Below are 19,406 nucleotides of genomic sequence, written 5' to 3' on the forward strand. Positions count from 1 at the left end.
CCGCTGCGAGGGACACGGGGTGACTAGCCGGCGAGACGGGCCAGCTCATCGATCTTGTCGGGGCGGAAACCCGACCAGTGGTCGTTGTCGGTGATGACGACGGGCGCCTGCAGGTAGCCCAGCTCCTTGACGGCGGCCAGGGCCTTCTCGTCGACCGACACGTCGAAGATCTCGTACTCGAGGCCCTTGTTCTCGAGGGCGCGGTAGGTGGCCGTGCACTGCACGCAGGAGGGCTTCGTGTAAACCATGATTGCCATGGAAATGCGCCTTTCAGACGAAGGAGAAGGTGGGATGTTCTGTATTGGTTTGTGGTACTGGCGGGGTGTCTCGGGGGCCGTGAGGCCCCGTCACCGTGCCGGGAGTTCAATACTACATATAGGGATGGGTCTCTTCGACTGCCACTAGATGAAGTGTTACACCCGTGTAATTCTCCACACGAAGTGCACACCCTTATCAACCATTTCTCCACAAGAAAAATGCCTGAAATTCACGGTTGATCTCACCACTTGTGGATAACTCGGGCTGCGAAAAACTTTCCAAAAAAGATGCGGCGATCATTCCGCTCGGCGTGTCGCAACGCGTCTTCCCACCAGACGCCCGACACCCCAGAGCACCACTCCGATACCGAGCAGCACACCCGCGATCTCGTACTGCTCCGCTGGCCTTCCCGACGACCAGGGCAGCACGAGGTAGACGCACACGATCACGCCCAGAACCGGAAGCGCCGTGGGAGTTCTGAAGTGCTTGTGCTCGACCTTGTCGCGCCTCAGCACGAGCACGCTCACGTTCACGAGAGCGAAGACGGCGAGCAGCAGAAGAGAGGTCGTTCCGCCGAGCAGGATGACGAGCGGGTTCTCGGGATCGATCGACACGTAGGCGGTCAGGGCGAGAGCGATGGCCGTGGTGAACAGGATGGCGGCGAACGGCGTCTGGCGCTTTGTGTGCACCTTCGACAGGAACGACGGCAGCACGCCCCTCTTGCTCATGCCGTAGAGCAGACGGCTCGCCATCATCATGTTGATGAGGGCGCTGTTGCCGACCGCGAAGAGGGAGATGAACGGGATCAGGGCCGAGATCGGGAAGTCGGGCGCCGCGGTCTGCACGACGGTCACGAGCGGGGTGTCGTTGCCCGCCAGCTCGCCCACGGGCACGACGGCCACGGCGATGATCGCGACGACCACGTAGACGACGGCCGTGATGGTGAGGCCCGAGAGCAATGCACGGGGGAAGATGCGGGAGGGGTTCTTCACCTCTTCGACCATGTTCACCGAGTCCTCGAAGCCGACCATGGCGAAGAACGCCAGCGACGTCGCCGTGCTGATGGCCAGGAAGAGACCCTTGTCTTCGGGCGTCTCGAACGCGACGACGCGCGAGAAGTCGGCGTTGCCGCCGAAGATGGCGAAGCTGCCGATGAGGATCACGAGCAGCAGGCCCGACAGCTCGACGAGGGTCAGCACCACGTTGAGCCCCACACTCTCGGCGACCCCGCGCAGGTTGACCGCCATGACCAGCAGCATGAACAGCAGTGCCACGACCAGCAGGATGCCCGGATTGGAGCTGTCGAGGCCGAACCCGGTGGCGAAGTTGCTGGCGAACGCGCCCGATGCGGCCGAGGCCGAGGTGAGCCCCGAGCACATCACCGTGAAGCACACGATGAACGTCACGAAATGGATGCCGAAGGCCTTGTGCACATACAGCGCCGCTCCGGCGGCCTGCGGGTACTTGCCCACCAGCTCGAGATAGGAGCAAGCGGTGAGCATGGCCACGCCGAAGGCCACGAGGAAGGGCAGCCACGCGGCTCCCCCGACCTCGGCCGCGACCTGGCCCGTGAGCGCGTAGATGCCCGTGCCGAGAATGTCGCCGACGATGAACAGCAGCAGCAGCTTGGGGCCCATCACCCGCTTGAGTTCGGGCTGCGCGGAGTCGCCGTCGCCGGCCTTCCTGTCATCGAGAACCGTCATCGCACTCACTCCCGTCCGTCACCACCGTCGTGCCCGTCTGCACCAAGACTGCATGGGGGCCGGTGTGCGGTCTACCCCTTGAGTTCGAGCACCGGCACGTCGACCGGGGTGAAGCCCATGACCTGTCCGTAGAACGAGAGTTCGGCCTCGGTGGCCGAGATGATGGTGGATGCGCGCCTGAACCCGTGCGACTCGCCCTCGTAGGCCAGGTAGGCATGCTTCAGACCCTTGGCCTCGAGCGCGTCTCTGAAGCGCTCGGCCTGCGACGGCGGAACGATCTCGTCGTCGAGCCCCTGCAGCAGCAGCACCGGGCACGACAGCCCGTCGACGTTGTTCAACGGGGCCCTCTCCTCGTAGAGGGCTGCGGCCTCGGGCAGCGGGCCGACCAGGCCGTCGATGTAGCGCGACTCGAAGTCGTGGGTCTCCTGGGCGAAGAGGGTGAGCTCGGCGACGCCGAAGTACGAGGCCCCGCAGGCGAACACGTCGGACTGCGTCAGCGAGGCCAGAACGGTCCACCCGCCTGCGGAGCCGCCGCGGATGGCCAACCGCGAACCATCGGCGAGGCCCGCCTCTGCGAGCCCGCGTACGGCGGCGACCGTGTCGTCGACATCCACGATGCCCCACTGACCGCGCAGCCGGTCGCGGTACTCGCGACCGTAGCCGGTCGAGCCGCCGTAGTTGATGTCGACGACGCCAATGCCCCGCGACGTGAAATACGCGATCGCAGGATTGACCGCGGGCACGGTGCGGCTCGTGGGGCCGCCGTGCACGAAGGCCACGAACGGCGGCAGCTCGCCCTCGGGCGCTGCGAAGTCGGGATTGGCGGGTTCGTAGACGAAGGTGTGCACGGGCCTGTCGGCCGTGCCGAAGGTGCGCGCGGCCGCGGTGGGCAGATACGCGTCGTCGGGCAGGTCATCGACAGAAAGCCGGATGTCTGTCAGCACGCCGGTTTGCAGGTCGAGTTCGCGAAGCCCCGACGCCAGAACGGCGCTGCCGCCCGTGACGAGGATGCGATCGCCTCGGCGCGCCCCGAAGGAGACGGAGTCGACGGGCAGCTCGATGTCGCTCAGTTGACCCGTGTTCACGTCGAGGACGGCGGCCTGGTCGGTGCCGAAGGTGCTCACGGTCAGCAGCGTGTCTGAATCGAGCACCGAGTACCAGGTGGTGCCGAGCATCCACAGGGCGCCGCCGAAGTCTCTCGGCGCGGTGTGCAGCGCCCGCGCTTCGGGGCTCTGCGACCCGAGATCGAGCAGGTAGAGGTTCCACCAGCCGGTGCGATCGCTGATCACGAAGAGGCTCTGCTCGTCGCGCCACTCGGGCTGCAGAACAGACTCGGTGGTGCTGCCGGCCAGGGTGCGCCAGTCGAGAACCCGGCCGTCGTCGCCCAGAGACCCGACCCGCAACTCCGTGCCGTCCCACGGCATCTGCGGGTGCTCCCACGCGATCCACGCGATCATCGTGCCGTCGGGCGAGAGGCGCGGCGACGCCAGAAAGCGCGACCCCGCCACGATCGAACGGATGCGCCCCGCGTCGGCCGCGGCGCTGCCGTCGAGCGGAATGGCGACGATGTCGCGCTCGAGGTCGCCGCCCGAATGGGTCTCGCGAACCGCGATGATCTCGGCTCCGCGGTACTGCAGCTCGGCGAAGCGCATGCCGAGCCCGTCGGGAGTGAGAGGCGTCGGGGCAGCGCCCACGGTGTCGACGTCGAGGCGGTAGACCCGCTGGTCGTCGAAGTTCGCGAAGACGAGCACCGGCGGGCCGTCGGCGAGGCCCGCCACGGTCCACGCTCCCCCGCCGTATTCGTGCACGCGGGTTCGCGCGTTCCACGGCTGCGGCAGCACGTCGACCGGTTCGCCGGCCTGCCCCGCGCGGCGGATGGAGATGCGGCCGCCCTCGGTGGGCCGGAGCTCTTGCCACCACACCTCGTCGCCCGCGTAGGCGCCCCCGCCGACGGGGTGACCCGAGCTCGCGAGGGACTCCGCGCTGATGGGCGAGGTCCAGGTTCCGTACGGGGCGATGCGGGGCTCGGTCATGCGTTCACGCTACAACGGCGCACCGACAGCCACGATGTCGGGGGTCGCGACGGGCCCGGCGGCCTCGCCCGACGCATCCCTCTTCGCCCGGGCCGCGCGAGACATCACGCGATCGACCAGCAGGCCGAGGAGTACGGCCGACGCGGCTGCGATGAGGGCCGACAGCAGCGGGTTGTCCTGGATCCAGGCCGAGGCGATGAGGGCGACGGCGAACATGTAGAGCGACCAGGATGCGCCCGCCACGATGCTGAGCGGCACGAAGGTGCGGCGCGGCAGCCCCACGCTGCCCGCCGTGAGGTTCACGGCGATCCGACCCACCGGTATGTAGCGGCCCGTGATGATCAGGCTCGCGGGGCGGGCGAGCAGCTGGTGCTCCGCACTCGCGATCGCAGCCCGCATGGGACGACTGCGCATCCAGCGGTATCTCGTCGTGCCGATCCGGCGGCCCAGCGTGAAGACGATGTTGTCGCCGATCATCGCGCCGAGCGCGGCGACCACGATGAGCGGCACGAGCAGAGCGGGACTGCTGCCGACCGCGACGGCGACGGCCGCGACGAGAACGATGTCGCTCGGCACGGGAGGAAAGAAGGCGTCGAGCATGCAGACCGCGAAAACCACCAGCAGGGCGAAAGGCGACGACACCGCACCGACGAGAAGGTCTGTGACGAATTCCATGGAGCCTCCGGGGGTGAGAGACGAACGACGTACTTCCCACCGTAGGAATCAACGGCCGTCGGCACCTCCACCCGAGGGACCATCCGTGCGGCACCCCGGTCGTACCCTCACGCTAGGCGTCACTGCACCGGCGTATAGGGGTATTCCGTTGAACGTTTCTGGAATTCCAGGATCGCCGGGTTGCGTACCTCGCCGCCCTCGATCTCGATCGCCCGCCTGATGGTGTCGGACTCCGCCCACGACGCGGCGCCCTCCATGACGATGCGGAGGAACGGCATCAGCGCCTCGCTGATCTCCCAGGTCGTGGAGTTCCACAGCAGCGAGGGGCTGTGGTCGACCGCGTAGTAGTTGGTCGACTCGCCGACGGTGAACATCGGGTCGGCGAACGTGGTCGCCCTGGCCCATTCGAACCCCATGCCCTCGTCGACCGAGACGTCGACGATGAGGCTTCCGGGCCGGAACGCTCCAAGGTCCTCGGTGCGCAGGTAGGTGAGCGGCGCGTTCGGGTCCTGCAGCGTGCAGTTCACCACGATGTCGTTCTCGGCGAGGAAGGGAGCGAGCAGCACAGGCCCGTCGTCGGTGTTCACGGTGCTCTCGAAGGGCGCGGAGTCGTTGTGCTCGAACTGGATGATGTCGACCGACGGAATGGGCGACCCCACCGCAGCGATCCCGCGGTTGGTGAGCACCCGCACATCGTGGATGCCGTGGGCGTTGAGGGCGGTGACGGCCCCGCGGGCGGTCGCACCGAATCCGATGACGACGGCGGTCAGGCGACGCCCGTAGTCGCCCGTCGATCCGCAGAGCTGCAGCGAGTGGATGACCGAGCAGTAGCCGGCGAGCTCGTTGTTCTTATGGAAGACGTGCAACCCGAATCCGCCGTCGGACTGCCAGTGGTTCATCGCCTCCCAGGCGATGAGAGTGAGCCGCTTGTCGATCGCGAGCTGGGTGATCTCCCTGTCTTGCACGCAGTGCGGCCAGCCCCACAGGACCTGGCCGTCGCGCAGGTCTTGGAGGTCGGATGCTTGGGGCTTGGGCAGCAGCACCACGTCGGCTGTCGCGATGATCTCGTCGCGCGTCCCCATGGCCGCGACCAGAGGCTCCAGCTCGGAGTCGTGGATGCCGAACCGCAGCCCGTAGCCGCGCTCGAGGATCATGTTCGCGCGCAGATCCTCGTCGATGCGCTCGAGGTGCGCCGGGTGGATCGGCAGCCGACGCTCATCGGCTTTGCGCGAGGTCGCCAACACGCCGAGGCGCAGAAGGGCGGACGCTGAAGTGGTTTCGCTCATACCTGACCCTAGGCCACGGGCCGCCGACCCCGGGGCCGGGCGCTACTCGGCGATGTCGCCCGCCACGATGGCATCCGCGTACTTGCGGATGTCCGGCCCCGGCTCGAAGTCGATGAAACGGTCTTTCAGACGCGCGAACAGCTGCTCATAGGCCTCGTCGGACTCGTGTCCTTCGAGGGTCTTCGACAGCTCGAGCACCGCCTCGCGCAGCACCCGGTCGCTGTCGTCGAGGATCTTGGCGCGGGCTTCGTCGTTCCATACGATGTCGGTGGAGTTCATGTCTCCACGCTAAGCGTGGCCGCCCCGCTGAACGAGGGGGTTGCGTGACCCTACTTCTTGGGCAGGGCCTGCTCGATGTCGGCGAGCAGGTCGTCGGCGCCCTCGATGCCGACCGAGAGGCGGATGAGGTTCTCGGGCACCTCGAGCGCCGTTCCCTTGACCGAAGCGTGGGTCATCTCTGTCGGGTAGCCCACGAGCGACTCGACGCCTCCGAGGGACTCGGCGAGCGAGAACAGCTTCGTCGACTCGGCGAACCTGCGCGCAGCCTTCGGTCCGCCCTTGAAGGCGAGCGACAGCATGCCGCCCGGCCGACGCATCTGCCGCTTGGCGAGCTCGTGGCCGGGGTGCGACTCGAGACCCGGGTAGAAGACGGTCTCGATGGCCGAGTGTCCGACGAGGTACTCGGCGATCTTCTGCGCGTTGTCGCTGTGGCGCTCCATGCGCACCGCGAGGGTCTTGATTCCTCGAACGGTGAGCCAGGCATCCATCGGGCCCGAGACGGCGCCGGCGGCGAACTGCTGGAAGCGCACCTTCTCGTGCAGTTCGTCGTCGTCGAGCACGAGCGCGCCGCCGAGAACGTCGGAGTGGCCGCCCAGGTACTTGGTGGTGGAGTGCACGACCACGTCGGCGCCCAGCACGAGGGGCTGCTGCAGATAGGGAGACGCGAAGGTGTTGTCGACGACGACGAGCGCGCCCGCCGCATGGCCGATCTCGGCGAGCTCGGCCACGTCGCTGACCTTCATCAGCGGGTTCGAGGGCGTCTCGAGCCACAGCACCTTGGTCTTGCCGGGGATGACGGCCTTGGCCACCGCCTGCAGGTTCATCATCTCGACGGTGTCGTTCTCGACGCCCCACCGACCGAAGACGCGGTTGATGAGCCGGTGCGTTCCGCCGTAGACGTCGTTGCCCAGCACCACGTGGTCACCGGGCTCGAGCACGGCGCGCAGCAGTGCGTCCTCCGCCGCGAGCCCCGAGGAGAACGACAGCCCGTGCTTCGCGCCCTCGAGTGCCGCGACGAGCGTCTCGAGCGAGGAGCGGGTGGGGTTGCCGCCCCTGGCGTACTCGTAGCCGCCGCGGAAGCCGCCGATGCCGTCTTGAACGAAGGTCGACGTCTGGTAGATCGGCGGGATGATCGCGCCGGTCGTCGGGTCGAACTCCTGTCCGGCGTGAACGGCGACGGTCTCGAACTGCTGCTTTTTCTGGGGCATGTTTACTTTCAAGTCTCTTCGGAGGCGTTTTATTCGGCCGCGCGCTATTCGCTCAGGAACGTGAGCAGGTCGTGCCGGGTGATCACGGCAACGGGCTTGCCGTCATCGGTCACCAGCAGGGCCCCGGCCTTGCCGAGGAAGCGTCGCGCCGAGGCGACCGATTCATGGATGCCGATGAGCGGCAGAGGATCGCTGGCGAAGGCCCCGACATGGTCGGTCATCGCGGCGCGTCCTGAGAAGACCTCTTCGAGCAGGCTCTGCTCGTTGAGCGAGCCGGTGACCTCGCCCATGACGACGGGCGGCTCGGCCGAGAGCATCGGCAGCTGCGAGACGCCGTAGCTCGTCATGATCTGGATGGCGTCGCGCACCGTGTCGCTGGGGTGCGCGTGCACGAGCGCCGGCAGCGCCCCCGTCTTGGCCTTGAGGATGTCGCCGACCGTCGCCTCGTCGGTGGCGTCTGCGAAACCGTAGCTGCGCATCCATTTGTCGTTGAAGATCTTGCCCAGGTAGCCGCGACCGCCGTCGGGAAGGAGCACGACGACCACGTCGTCGGGGCCGAGCTTCGCGGCCGCCTTGAGCGCGGCGGCGACGGCGAGCCCGGAGGACCCGCCCACGAGGAGGCCCTCCTCGCGCGCCAGCCTGCGGGTGAGGGCGAACGACTCGGCGTCGCTCGCGGCGATGATCTCGTCGACCACGCTGGCGTCGTAGGCCTCGGGCCAGAAGTCCTCGCCGACTCCCTCGACCAGGTAGGGACGACCGGTGCCGCCGGAGTAGACCGACCCCTCGGGGTCGGCGCCGATGATCGTGACCTGGCCGTCGGAGACCTCTTTGAGGTAGCGGCCGACGCCCGAGATGGTGCCGCCCGTGCCGACGCCGGCGACGAAGTGCGTGATCCTGCCCTCGGTGTCCGCCCAGATCTCCGGGCCGGTGGTCTCGTAGTGGCTGAGCGGACCGTTCGGGTTGGAGTACTGGTTCGGCTTGAAGGCGCCGGGGATCTCGCGGGCGAGCCGGTCGGAGACCGAGTAGTAGGAGTTGGGGTCTTCGGGCGCCACCGACGTGGGGGTGACCACGATCTCGGCGCCGTAGGCGGTGAGCACGTTGCGCTTGTCTTCGCCCACCTTGTCGGGGAGCACGAACACGCAGCGGTAGCCGCGCTGCTGGGCCACGAGCGCCAGACCGATGCCCGTGTTGCCCGAGGTGGGCTCGACGATGGTGCCGCCCGGCTTCAGCTTGCCCTCGCGCTCGGCCGCATCGATGATGCGGGTGGCGATGCGGTCCTTCGACGATCCGCCCGGGTTCAGGTACTCGATCTTCGCGAGCACCGTGGCCTGGATGCCCTCGGTGACGCTGTTGAGCTTGACGAGGGGGGTGTTGCCGACGAGGTCGATGACGGTGTTCGCGTATTTCACCTCACGAAACTATCACCGACGCCTGTCGGGCAGCCCCGGGAATCAGGTGGCGGCGAGCTTTCGCACGCCGTCGAACAGGTAGCGGTAGCTGAGGCCCGCGATCAGGCCGCCGACGATCGGGAAGACGATGAACACCCAGACCTGCGCGAGCCAGTCGCCTCCGCCGAACACGGCCGTCGCGATGGAGCGGGCCGGGTTGATCGACGCGTTGTCGACGGGGATGGCGATGAGCAGCAGCAGGGTGAGCGTGAAGCCGATCGCGATCGGGGCGAAGCCCTGGTGAGCGCGCGAGTGGGTCACGCCGAGGATCACGAACAGGAACAGGCAGGTGATGACGATCTCGATCGCGATGGCCGAGCCGAGCCCGAAACCGCCTGGCGAGTGCTCGCCGAAGCCGTTCGACACGAATCCGCCCGCGACGGCCTTGTCGAGGAAGCCCTCGGGGCCGCCCGACGCGATCGCGAACACCGCGAGCGCCCCGAGCACCGCGCCGACCAGCTGGGACACGATGTAGATCGGCACGTCCTTCCAGGCGAAGCGGCCGGCCGCGGCGAGTCCGATGCTCACGGCGGGGTTGAAGTGGCCTCCGGAGATGGGGCCGAACGCGTACGCGCCGATCATCACCGTGAGGCCGAGGGCGATGGCCACGCCGAGAAAGCCCACGCCGAGCGGGTTCGTGCCGTCGGCGTCGCCGAAGAAGGCGGAGAAGGTGGCGGTGCCGACGAGGCCGAAGACCAGAAGGAACGTTCCGGCGATCTCGGCGATGATCTTGGCCGCGAGCGACGGCTCGGCGGGTGCGGGGGCATCGGGAAAGGACATGGGTTCCTCCAGGGCTGCGGGACGGGCGTCAGAGTGCGATGGTTCCCGACGAGGCCTGCGCGGCAGCGAGTGCGGCCGCGGCGAGTGAACGCCGGTTGTCGAGCGTCTCGCCGATGCGGCGAGCGAGCGACGGGTGCTTGTGCACCATGTCGTCGACGACCGAACTGGGCACACGCAGAACGGTCACCGGGCGACTGGCGACCACCACGGTGGTGGTCTTCTGCCTCGTGAGCGCGGCTTGTCCGATGAACTCGCCTCGCTCGACGACGCCGATGCGCAGCCTCCCCGCCTCGTACGGTACCGACAGCTCGAGCACGCCACTAAGAACGACACGCACACAGTCCGGAACAATTCCCGCTTTCTGAAGTATTTCTCCCGCACCGTACTGCTCGATGCGACACGAATCGGCGACCGCGTCGAGATCCTCCTGCGGGAGGTTGAGCCCGGGGCCGACGAATCCCAGTGCCTCGATCACGTTCTCTCGCGTGTTCACCGGATCTGTCGTTTCGCCGTCGAGGCCGAGATCGTGCCGGCGCGCGGCGTACCAGAGCCAGGCGAGGAAGAGCGAGACGGTCTCGCCCTCGACCGCGGGACTGGTCACCGGCAGGCTCACCGTGTACGAGGCCTTGCCCTCGTAGCTGACACTCGGCCTGCTGCGGCTGTCGAGCTGCGGCAGCGCCGACGCGGTCTCGGAGAGCATGGTCAGAACGACATGCGGGGCATCATCCGTGGTGAACGTGACCGGCACCGTGGCCACATAGCCGTCGACCGGCTGGCTCAGGTTGGTGAACGACCCGCCCGCCAGCGACGAGTTGGGCATGATCTGGATTCCGTTGCCCGTGTCGATGTGCACCGAGCGCCAGTTGACCTCGACGACCCGGCCCCTGACATCCCCCACGTCGAGGTAGTCGCCGAGCTTGAACGGCTGCTCGAAGAGCAGCAGCAGGCCCGAGATGATCGACCCCACGGCGTTCTGCAACGCCAGGCCGATGACGATGGATGTGACACCCAGCGCCGCGAAGAGACCCCCGACATCCGCGCCCCACACCCACGAGAACAGGATGGCGAGACCCACCAGAATGAGCGCGAGCCGCGCGAGGGTGACGAAGATGGAGGGCAGGCGTTCCCGCCAGCTGCCTTCGCGCGCGTTGCCGAAGATGGCCACGTTGAAGGCGGAGAGCACGAGCAGGATGAGCAGGAAGCCGAGCACCGTGCCGACGACGCGCACCCAGGTGAGATCGAAGCTCTGCTGCGATGCGAAGGTGAGCAGCGCGAAGATCGCGGCGACGGGAACCACGAAGTTGCGCAGGAGTCGAACGGGCTTGGCGGCGGGTGATTCGCGTCGCTGCAGCACCCCGTAGATCTCGGTGAGCACGACGAGCAGAACGGGCAGGGCGATGACCACGCCCAGGGCCCAGCCGAACCACGGTTCGCTCCAGAGATCGATCACGGCGTCGTCATCCCCTCTGCTGCGAGATCTGCCAGACCGACTGCGGGCCGGACTTCGTCTCGATCGTGCCCACCTCGGTCATGTTCGGCAGCTCGCCCACCTTGTCGCGCACCCGCTGGCTGATGAACACGCCGGGCTTGCCGGCCAGCGCCTGCACCCTGTTGGCGATACTCACCGCGTCGCCCCACATGTCGTACGCGATCGACGAGCGGCCGACCAGTCCGCTGGTGACCGTGCCCGTGTCGATTCCCGCGCGCAGCGAGAGGGTCGCCCCGTGCTGGGCGTTGAACCGCTCCACGATGCGGATCATCTCGAGGGCGAAGTCCACCGTGCGGCGAGCGCTGTCGACCCGGGGAACGATCAGTCCGCAGCTGGCGAGGTATCCCTCGCGCAGGGTGCGCACCTTCTCGATGCCCTTCTCCTGTGCGGCCTCGTCGAACTGGCGCACGAGGTCGTTGAGCAGGGCGAGCTCCTTCTCCGCTCCCCGCCCGGCCGCGAAGTCGTCGAAGCCCACGAGGTCGGCGAACAGCACCGACACGTCTTGATGGTCCTCTGCGATCGTCTCGTCGCCGTCGCGATAGCGTCGCGCGACGGACTCGGGCATGAGCGTGTGCAGGATCTTGTCGTTCTCGGCCTGCTGCTCGTCGATGAGCGCCTGCTTCACCTGGAGGCTCCGACTCATGTCGTTGAACGCCGACGCGAGGTCGCCGAACTCGTCGCGGGTGTTCGCCGCCACCTCCACGCCGAGATCTCCCCCGGCCACCTGTCGGACGGCACCCACGAGTCGGCGCACCGGGCGGGTGAAGACCTGCGCGAGGAGAAGGGAGAGCAGGGCCACGACCACGAGCAGCGCCGCGATCGACAGCACGAGGTTGCGCGTGAAGTCGGCCACCGGCGCGAAGGCCTCCGCCGCGGTGATGCTCGCCACGATGACCCACTGCTGGCCCTTGATGTCGAGGGGGCCGTAGGCGGCGAGGGTCTCCCTGTCGAGGTAGCTCTGCGCCACCATCACACCGGTCTTGCCCTGCTGCGCCTCGCGCACCGGGGCCGTGTCGACCGTCTGCAGCTCGACCGTTCCCTTCACGTCGACGGCGCGCTGAGCGAGCTCGGGCGACAGGCCGCCCGAGATGGCACGTTCGCGATACTGCTCGGGGTCGTCGATCAGCAGACGGGACACCGACCGCATGGTGTCGTCGGGGCCCACGATGTACGCCTCACCGGTGTCGCCGAGTCCGTCCTCCTTCCACTGCTGATCGCCGGTCATCACGTCGTTGATCGCGTTGATCGGCAGTTGCACGGCCAGCACGCCGACGACGTTTCCGTCCTGTCCGATCGGGGAGACTCCCCACGCCGTCGGCACACCAAGGCTCGGCTGATAGCGCTCGAAGTCGGTGACCTTCACGAAGTCGACGACGTTCGAGTTCAGCGCCTCGGTGTAGGCCTCGGCGAGATTCGTGCCCTTATAGGGCCCCGTGTTCACATTCGAGCCGAGGTCGACGCCCTTGTAGACCGAATAGACGATGTTGCCCTGGGTGTCGAGAATGAGCGCGTCCTCGTACTGGTACAGCTGCGCCATTTCGCGGAAGTACGGGTTGTACTTCTCGTTGACGGCCGACCAGGCGCTGCCGTCGCCCGCATTCTCGACCTCTGCGGCCGCATCGAAGTCACCCGCCGGCGGAACGGTGTAGTAGTTCTGGAGATACGTCTCGGCGCTCGTCTGCGGCAGGAAGGCGTCGGAGACACTCGTGGCGCCGGTGCGTTCGTTGAGCTGGGGGATGAAGCTGTCGTCGTAGTACGTCGCGACGGCGGCCGTCTGGGCGGGGTCGGTGGGCTGGTTCTGCAGCTCCTGGAAGGCCGAGGCGAACTCCGCGGCCGCCTGGTTGCCCGTCGCGCCCTGCGAGTCGAGATTCAACCCGATCTCGATGTTGGTGAACAGCGACTCGATCGCATCCGATTTCGCCTCGCGCAGGTTCGTCATGCGGTCGAACTCGGCCTGCCGCAGGCTGTCGGTGCCGGAGGTGTAGCCGATGTAGCCGACGATCAGGGTCGACCCGATGCTCACGCCGAGCAGCATGATCAGCAGCTTCGACTGGATGCTCAGCCCGCGTCGTACCAGCGTTCCCGCCGACGAGCCGAGTCGTGCGGCTCGCCTCCGGCTGTTCGAGAGAGAGTTATCCCCTGACATCGCGCCCCGATTCGATTCCCCGAGCCGCCTCCGAACCGCCGCCCCCTGGGTGCAACCTTAGTCACACCCGTCACTTTTCACGACGAATTTTCTCGCTGCTGCGAGTACAGCGTCGAGTAGACCCCGCCGGCGTCGATGAGCTCCTGGTGCGTTCCGCGCTCGACGACCTCGCCGTTGTCGATGACGAAGATCACATCCGCCGACAGCACGGTCGACAGACGATGGGCGATCGCGATGGTGGTGCGGCCCCGGGATGCCGTGTCGAGCGCTGCCTGCACCACCCGTTCGGAGATGGTGTCGAGCGCGCTGGTGGCCTCGTCGAGGATGAGCACCGCCGGGTCCTTCAGAAGCACTCGCGCGATCGCGATGCGCTGCTTCTCGCCACCCGACAAGCGGTAGCCCCGCTCCCCCACCACCGTGTCGTATCCCGCGGGAAAGCTCATGACGCGATCGTGGATGTTCGCCTGCCGCGCCGCATCCTCGATCTCGGCCTGCGTCGCATCCGGCTTGGCGTAGCGCAGGTTCTCGCCGATCGTGGCGTGAAAGAGGTACGTCTCCTGGCTGACGATTCCGAGGTTCGCCACGAGCGAGTCCTGGCTGAGCTCGCGCACGTCGGTGCCGGCGAAGCGCACCGTGCCGTCTGTCGCCTCGTAGAAGCGCGGCACCAGGTACGACACCGTCGTCTTGCCCGCCCCCGACGGCCCGACGAATGCGGCGAACTGGCCGGGCTCGATCACGAACGAGACCCCGTTGAGGGTCGGCCGCGAGTCGGCCTCGGCATCCGGGTAGCGGAAGACGACCTCGTCGAATTCGACCCGGCCGAGGGATGCCGTCTCGACCGACCGCGCATCGGGTGCGTCGGCGATGGCCGGCTTCAGATCGAGGTACTCGAAGATGCGCGCGAAGAGGGCGCTCGAGGTCTGCAGGTCGAGCGCGACGCGCATGAGCCCGAGCAGGGGGAACAACAGCCTGGCCTGCACGGTCGTGAAGGCGACGATCGTGCCCGCCGTGATGTCTGGCGCCCCGCCGACAAGCAGCCAGCCGGCGACGAGGTACACGATGGCGGGAATGGCCGACAGGAAGATGTTGACCATGGCGAAGAACCACTGGCCGCTCATCTGCTGGCTGACCTGCAGCCGAACCTGCGTGGCGTTCTCGTCGGCGTAGCGGCGGATCTCGGTCTGCTGGCGGTTGAAGCTCTTCGACAGCAGGATGCCCGAGACGCTCAGCGTCTCCTGGGTGATCGCCGTCATGTCCGACAGCGACTCCTGCGTCTTCGTGGCGATCCGGGCCCGCACCTGGCCGACCCGGCGCTGCGCGAGAACCAGGATGGGCATGAGCACCAGGGCCACGATCGTGAGCTGCCAGTTCAGCAGGATCATGGCGACGACGGCGGCGATGAGCGTGACCGTGTTGCCGAGGATCGACGAGATCGTGTTCGTGAGAACGTTGGCCACGCCGCCCACGTCGTTCTGCAGGCGTGACTGGATGACGCCGGTCTTCGTCTTGGTGAAGAAGCTCAGCTCCATCGCCTCGAGGTGGGTGAACAGGCGAACGCGGAGCGCGCCCATCACACTGTTGCCGACCTTCGCGGTGAGATACGTCTGCCAGACGCTCAGCAGGCTCGACACGACGTAGATCACGATCATCAGCACGACGATCTCGATCAGCACCGGCAGGTTGGGGCCCTGGATGATCGAGCCGGCGTCTCCCGTATCGCTCCCTGCGCCTGCCGAAGGGTCGGCCGAGGGGAAGAGCCCGTCGTCGAACGCTCGCTGCGTGAGCAGCGGCGGAATCACCGTGAGACCGGCGCCGAGCAGCACGAGAACGATCGTGCCGATGATCGGTCGGCGATAGGGAGAGAACAGCGAGAGGATGCGACTCAGCAGGTGGTCGATCTTCGGGGCGTCCTTGTTGAGCTCCTTCTGGAGGTCTGCGTCGCCGGCGCTGACCCCGCCTCGGCGGCCGCCGCCGCCCCCTCGCATACTCATCTCTTCAACTTACCCGCCGCACAACGAACAAAGCCCTTCGACGGGCTCAGGGAACGATGCGTTCCCTGAGCCTGTCGAAGGGCGACTCAGTGCCTGAGCTTGCCTGAGGTGAGCTAGCCCTTCGTGGCTCCCGCGAGCAGGCCTCGAACGAAGAAGCGCTGCAGCGAGAAGAACACGATGAGCGGAACGATAATCGAGATGAACGCACCGGCCGACTGCAGGAACCACTGGTTGCCCCAGGTGCCCGACAGCGAGTTGAGCGTCTGCGTGAGCGGCAGCGAGGTCGACGGCGCGAAGATCGTCGCGACCAGCAGGTCGTTCCACACCCAGAGGAACTGGAAGATGGCGAACGACGCGATGGCCGGCGTGGCCAGGGGAAGCACGATACGGAAGAAGATCTGTCCGTGTCCGGCTCCGTCGACGCGAGCGGCCTCGATGACCTCACCCGGAATCTCCGAGATGAAGTTGTGCAGCATGAAGATGGCCAGCGGCAGGGCGAAGATCGCGTGGGCGATCCAGACCGTTGCGAAGCTGTGCTCCGCGTCACGCAGCTCGAACCCCGGGAAGATGCCGACGCCGTTGACGGTGAGACCCTTCGAGAAGAGGCTCAGCAGCGGAACAAGTGCCATCTGGATGGGCACGATCTGCAAGGCGAAGACACCCACGAACACGATGTTCTTGAACTTGAAGTCGATCCAGGCGAAGGCATAGGCCGCCAGCGAGGCGATGACGAGCGGGAACACGGTTGCGGGAATCGTGATGCCGAGCGAGTTGATGAACGACTGCCCCAGGGTCAACGCGGTTCCACCCGAGTTCAGCGCCTGCGAATAGTTGTCGAGCGTGAACGACGGGTTGACGAAGACGGTCCACCAGCCGCTCGACTGGGTGTCGGCACCGGGTCGGAACGAGGTGACGAAGAGGCCGAAGGTCGGGATGGTCCAGACGACCGCGATGATGATCGCGGCGATCGTCGCGCCCTTCGAGGTGAGGCGCTTCTGCGCCATCTTCTCGCTCTTCTGAGTCTGCCGGGCGACCTGACGCTTGGTGCGTGTGTCGACGAGAGTGTCGGCGGTCATCGGATCTCCCTCTGCTTCCTCATCTGGTTTGCGTTGTAGATGATCAGCGGCAGCACGAACAGGAACAGCACCACGGCGAGGGCCGCCGAGTGTCCGTAGCTCTGGAAACGCTGCTGCTGGTTGACCATCTCGAAGCCGAGAACGGTCGTGTTGGCGCGACCACCGGTCATCACGGCGACGATGTCGTACACCTTGAGGGAACCGATGGCGATCGTTGTCAGAACGACGATCAGGGAGGAACGGATGCCGGGAACGGTGACGTTGCGGAAGCGCTGCCAGGCGTTGGTGCCGTCGAGTTCGGCGGCCTCCATCTGCTCGGTCGGAACTCCCTTGATGGCGGCCGACAGGATCACCATGGCGAAACCGGTCTGCGTCCAGATGAAGACGACGAGGAGAAGGAGCGTGTTGATCAACGGCTGCGCGTCGAGCCACGAGACGGGCTGGCCGCCGAACGCGGTGACGATGGCGTTGAGCAGACCGACCTGCTCGCCCTGCCTGTTGTCGTAGATGAACTTCCAGATGATTCCGGCGCCCACGAACGAGATGGCCATCGGCATGAACACGAGCGACTTGAGGTACTTCTCGCCGCGGGCCTTGTCGATGAACACGGCGTAGGCGAGGCCGATGATCGTAGAGAACACCGGAGCGACGAGCACCCAGATGAGGGTGTTGACGACCGACCAGAATCCCTCGGGGTTGGTGAAGACCCAGAAGTAGTTCTCGAGTCCCACGAACGTGGTCGTCGTCTTGTCGAAGAACGACTGGTAGATCGTCGCGACGGTCGGGTAGATGAGTCCGATGGCGAGCAGCAGCACTGCCGGCGCCATGAACGTCACCAGCTGGAAGAGGTAGCCCGCTCCCTGCCTCGACCGGTAGTCGGCGAAGAAGAGCAGGGCGCCGACGACGAGCGCTATGACGAGGACCCAGATCAGGGCGTTCTGGTACGGGCGCAGCAGCATGAACGCGAGAACGGGAATCACGAAGCACGCGGCGAGACGCAGCCAGAAGTAGAAGTTGCCTGAGCGAGGCGCGTACTCGATGAGAACGAGGATCAACGCGATCACGAGGCCGAAGATCACGATGATGATCGGGATCTGAACCAGGGGGTTCAGGTTGCCCATCCATCGGAAGAGGCTGTTCAGCGAGAAGCCGAGCGAGACGGGCTTGGCGTCATCGTTCGGAGGCGAGGTGATCAGCAGGATGAAGACGACGGCCAGGATGACCGCGGCCCCGGCGACGACCAGCCTGGTCGTTCGTGCCGACGGCGGCCGCTTCGGGGAGTCGTGCGGCTCCGGAGGTACTTGCGACACCGGAGGCGTCTTCGTTCGTGTGTCGGACATGGATACCCTTTCGAGTACAACGGTGGACTCTTGGATTGGCCAACAGTAGCGCTTAATTAACCAGCGCGTTGATCATGAGATCTGCGGGGCCGAGAGTGGGGGCCGCCCCGTTGCAAGAGCGGCCCCCACTGGGCGCCGGGCACGTGTGCCCGACAGGTGGTTATGCGTTAGTTGTCGTATCCGGCCTGGATGTCACTGAGCACCGTGTCGGTGTCCTTGCCATCGATCCAGCTGACCATGCCCTTCCAGAACGAACCGGCACCGACGGTCGACGGCATCAGGTCTGAGCCATCGAAACGAACGGTGGTGTTCGGGTCCTGGAGGAGCTTCATGGCGTCCTGCAGAAGCGGGCTGGATGCCTTGGACGGGTCGGCGTTCAGGTTGGCCGAGATGCTTCCGCCGAGTCCGACGCGAATGTCGGCCCACTCGGGAGTCGCCATGTAGGCCGTGACCTTCTGGACTGCCTCGGAGTCGGTGAACGGGGTGACGAACTCGCCGCCGACCTCGATGTTGGCCGCGTCGGCCTCGATGCCGGGGAGGACGAAGCCGTAGACGTCTCCGTCGGGACCGACGGTGGGCGTCTCACCGGCAGCGGTCTTCACGTCGAGGAAGTTCGCCGAGAGGAACGATGCCTGGTGGGTCAGGGCGCAGCTGCCGTCGGCGACCTTCGCCGCGACGTCACCGAATGCGGTGGAGTTGATGCTCTTCACGTCGCCGTAGCCCGCGTTCACGTAGTCCGGGTTCAGCAGGATCTTTCCGACGGCGTCGAACGCGTCCTTGATCTCGGGGTCGGTGAACTTGACGTCTCCTGCGACCCAGTTGTCATAGACCTCGGGGCCGGACTGGCGAAGGACGAGGTCCTCGATCCAGTCGGTTCCGGGCCAGCCCGACGCGGCGTCGGAGGCGAAGCCTGCACACCAGGGGGCGGCACCCGTCTTGTCGCGGATGGTCTGCGTCATGGTGAGGACTTCGTCGTACGTCGTGGGAACCGTGATGCCCCACTCCTTGAACTTGGCCGGCGAGTACCAGACGTAGCCCTTGATGCTGGCGAGCATGGGAGCAGCGTAGAACTTGTCGTCGAAGGTGCCGTACTTCTTCCAGTCGGGCGACCAGTTCTTGTCGACGTTGGCCTCGGTCTCTTCTCCGGCCTCCTTCACCTCGCCGGTGTCGACGAGGGTCTTGAGCAGACCCGGCTGGGGAACGATGGCGATGTCGGGGGCGGAACCACCGGTGACCTTCGTCACGATGTTGCCCTCGAAGCTCTTGTCACCCGTGTACTCGACCTTGATGCCGGTGTCTTTGGTGAACGCGTCGAACGACTTGTTCAGGGCGTCGGCCTCGGTGCCGGTGATGCCACCGGAGATCTTGACGGTCTGACCCTCGGTCGAACCGGAGTCGGTGCCGCTCTCTTCGGCGCAGCCGACGAGTGCGAGTCCGACGATTGTGGCGATGGCGATGGGTGCTGTGATACGGCGATGCAGGGAAACCCGCATTTCTCCTCCTCATTGAGTCGAGAACAGATCGTCAGGACTGCCGATCTGCCTGCCGGTTGAGTGACCGGACTAGGGCGCCCCAACCGCGCGAACAGGCCGCGAGGAGGGCAGGTAGGAAAACCTTTCCATAAGTCCTAATAAATCACAAGCTCTCTCTCGGCAGTCGAAAATTCCGTAACGATTCGATACCGAGAGCGCTCT

At 66.3% G+C, this 19,406-nt stretch carries 15 protein-coding genes; all 15 read right to left on the reverse strand.

Features of this window, described 5'->3' with window-relative positions; genetic code table 11:
- Positions 1–23 precede the first annotated feature (23 nt).
- On the reverse strand, positions 24–257 hold the full coding sequence (nrdH, locus tag ASF51_RS01355; RefSeq protein WP_055924147.1) for a glutaredoxin-like protein NrdH: 234 nt from the start codon (positions 255–257) through the stop codon (positions 24–26).
- Between the two features lie 297 nt (positions 258–554).
- Positions 555–1,961 (reverse strand): APC family permease, encoded by a 1,407-nt coding sequence (locus tag ASF51_RS01360; RefSeq protein WP_055924150.1) that lies wholly within the window; start codon positions 1,959–1,961, stop codon positions 555–557.
- A 71-nt stretch (positions 1,962–2,032) separates the two neighbouring features.
- Complete coding sequence (locus ASF51_RS01365; RefSeq protein WP_055924153.1) at positions 2,033–3,994, reverse strand: prolyl oligopeptidase family serine peptidase; 1,962 nt, start codon at positions 3,992–3,994, stop codon at positions 2,033–2,035.
- Positions 3,995–4,003: 9 nt separating this feature from the next.
- Positions 4,004–4,669, reverse strand: coding sequence for a DedA family protein (locus tag ASF51_RS01370; protein ID WP_055924156.1), 666 nt, complete (start codon positions 4,667–4,669; stop codon positions 4,004–4,006).
- A gap of 119 nt (positions 4,670–4,788) precedes the next feature.
- Complete coding sequence (locus ASF51_RS01375; protein WP_055924158.1) at positions 4,789–5,955, reverse strand: N(5)-(carboxyethyl)ornithine synthase; 1,167 nt, start codon at positions 5,953–5,955, stop codon at positions 4,789–4,791.
- A gap of 42 nt (positions 5,956–5,997) precedes the next feature.
- Positions 5,998–6,234 (reverse strand): hypothetical protein, encoded by a 237-nt coding sequence (locus ASF51_RS01380; RefSeq protein ID WP_055924161.1) that lies wholly within the window; start codon positions 6,232–6,234, stop codon positions 5,998–6,000.
- A 50-nt stretch (positions 6,235–6,284) separates the two neighbouring features.
- Positions 6,285–7,442, reverse strand: coding sequence for a cystathionine gamma-synthase (locus tag ASF51_RS01385; RefSeq protein ID WP_055924164.1), 1,158 nt, complete (start codon positions 7,440–7,442; stop codon positions 6,285–6,287).
- Positions 7,443–7,486: 44 nt separating this feature from the next.
- Complete coding sequence (locus ASF51_RS01390; protein WP_055924167.1) at positions 7,487–8,851, reverse strand: cystathionine beta-synthase; 1,365 nt, start codon at positions 8,849–8,851, stop codon at positions 7,487–7,489.
- A gap of 42 nt (positions 8,852–8,893) precedes the next feature.
- Entirely contained in the window at positions 8,894–9,670 is a 777-nt protein-coding gene (aqpZ, locus tag ASF51_RS01395) for an aquaporin Z (RefSeq protein WP_055924170.1), read from the reverse strand.
- 28 nt (positions 9,671–9,698) lie between these two features.
- The gene (locus ASF51_RS01400; protein WP_055924173.1) at positions 9,699–11,120 is read right to left on the reverse strand and encodes a mechanosensitive ion channel family protein; all 1,422 of its coding nucleotides are present in this window, start codon (positions 11,118–11,120) and stop codon (positions 9,699–9,701) included.
- 7 nt (positions 11,121–11,127) lie between these two features.
- Entirely contained in the window at positions 11,128–13,305 is a 2,178-nt protein-coding gene (locus ASF51_RS01405; RefSeq protein ID WP_200926072.1) for an adenylate/guanylate cyclase domain-containing protein, read from the reverse strand.
- Between the two features lie 77 nt (positions 13,306–13,382).
- The gene (locus ASF51_RS01410; RefSeq protein ID WP_369797299.1) at positions 13,383–15,290 is read right to left on the reverse strand and encodes an ABC transporter ATP-binding protein; all 1,908 of its coding nucleotides are present in this window, start codon (positions 15,288–15,290) and stop codon (positions 13,383–13,385) included.
- 119 nt (positions 15,291–15,409) lie between these two features.
- Complete coding sequence (locus ASF51_RS01415; RefSeq protein WP_055924179.1) at positions 15,410–16,372, reverse strand: carbohydrate ABC transporter permease; 963 nt, start codon at positions 16,370–16,372, stop codon at positions 15,410–15,412.
- Entirely contained in the window at positions 16,369–17,712 is a 1,344-nt protein-coding gene (locus ASF51_RS01420) for a carbohydrate ABC transporter permease (protein ID WP_082479447.1), read from the reverse strand. The genes ASF51_RS01415 and ASF51_RS01420 overlap by 4 nt, the downstream gene beginning before the upstream one ends.
- A gap of 167 nt (positions 17,713–17,879) precedes the next feature.
- Complete coding sequence (locus ASF51_RS01425; RefSeq protein ID WP_055924182.1) at positions 17,880–19,205, reverse strand: ABC transporter substrate-binding protein; 1,326 nt, start codon at positions 19,203–19,205, stop codon at positions 17,880–17,882.
- Positions 19,206–19,406 lie beyond the last annotated feature (201 nt).

The sequence above is a fragment of the Agreia sp. Leaf283 genome, assembly GCF_001422485.1.
Lineage (GTDB): Bacteria > Actinomycetota > Actinomycetes > Actinomycetales > Microbacteriaceae > Agreia.

What these genes read in the sequence shown, in the direction of transcription:
- nrdH (WP_055924147.1), bottom strand. Translation starts at nt 257, where the DNA reads ATGGCAATCATGGTTTACACGAAGCCCTCCTGCGTGCAGTGCACGGCC.
- ASF51_RS01360 (WP_055924150.1), bottom strand. Translation starts at nt 1,961, where the DNA reads ATGACGGTTCTCGATGACAGGAAGGCCGGCGACGGCGACTCCGCGCAG.
- ASF51_RS01365 (WP_055924153.1), bottom strand. Translation starts at nt 3,994, where the DNA reads ATGACCGAGCCCCGCATCGCCCCGTACGGAACCTGGACCTCGCCCATC.
- ASF51_RS01370 (WP_055924156.1), bottom strand. Translation starts at nt 4,669, where the DNA reads ATGGAATTCGTCACAGACCTTCTCGTCGGTGCGGTGTCGTCGCCTTTC.
- ASF51_RS01375 (WP_055924158.1), bottom strand. Translation starts at nt 5,955, where the DNA reads ATGAGCGAAACCACTTCAGCGTCCGCCCTTCTGCGCCTCGGCGTGTTG.
- ASF51_RS01380 (WP_055924161.1), bottom strand. Translation starts at nt 6,234, where the DNA reads ATGAACTCCACCGACATCGTATGGAACGACGAAGCCCGCGCCAAGATC.
- ASF51_RS01385 (WP_055924164.1), bottom strand. Translation starts at nt 7,442, where the DNA reads ATGCCCCAGAAAAAGCAGCAGTTCGAGACCGTCGCCGTTCACGCCGGA.
- aqpZ (WP_055924170.1), bottom strand. Translation starts at nt 9,670, where the DNA reads ATGTCCTTTCCCGATGCCCCCGCACCCGCCGAGCCGTCGCTCGCGGCC.
- ASF51_RS01405 (WP_200926072.1), bottom strand. Translation starts at nt 13,305, where the DNA reads ATGTCAGGGGATAACTCTCTCTCGAACAGCCGGAGGCGAGCCGCACGA.
- ASF51_RS01410 (WP_369797299.1), bottom strand. Translation starts at nt 15,290, where the DNA reads ATGCGAGGGGGCGGCGGCGGCCGCCGAGGCGGGGTCAGCGCCGGCGAC.
- ASF51_RS01415 (WP_055924179.1), bottom strand. Translation starts at nt 16,372, where the DNA reads ATGACCGCCGACACTCTCGTCGACACACGCACCAAGCGTCAGGTCGCC.
- ASF51_RS01420 (WP_082479447.1), bottom strand. Translation starts at nt 17,712, where the DNA reads ATGTCCGACACACGAACGAAGACGCCTCCGGTGTCGCAAGTACCTCCG.
- ASF51_RS01425 (WP_055924182.1), bottom strand. Translation starts at nt 19,205, where the DNA reads ATGCGGGTTTCCCTGCATCGCCGTATCACAGCACCCATCGCCATCGCC.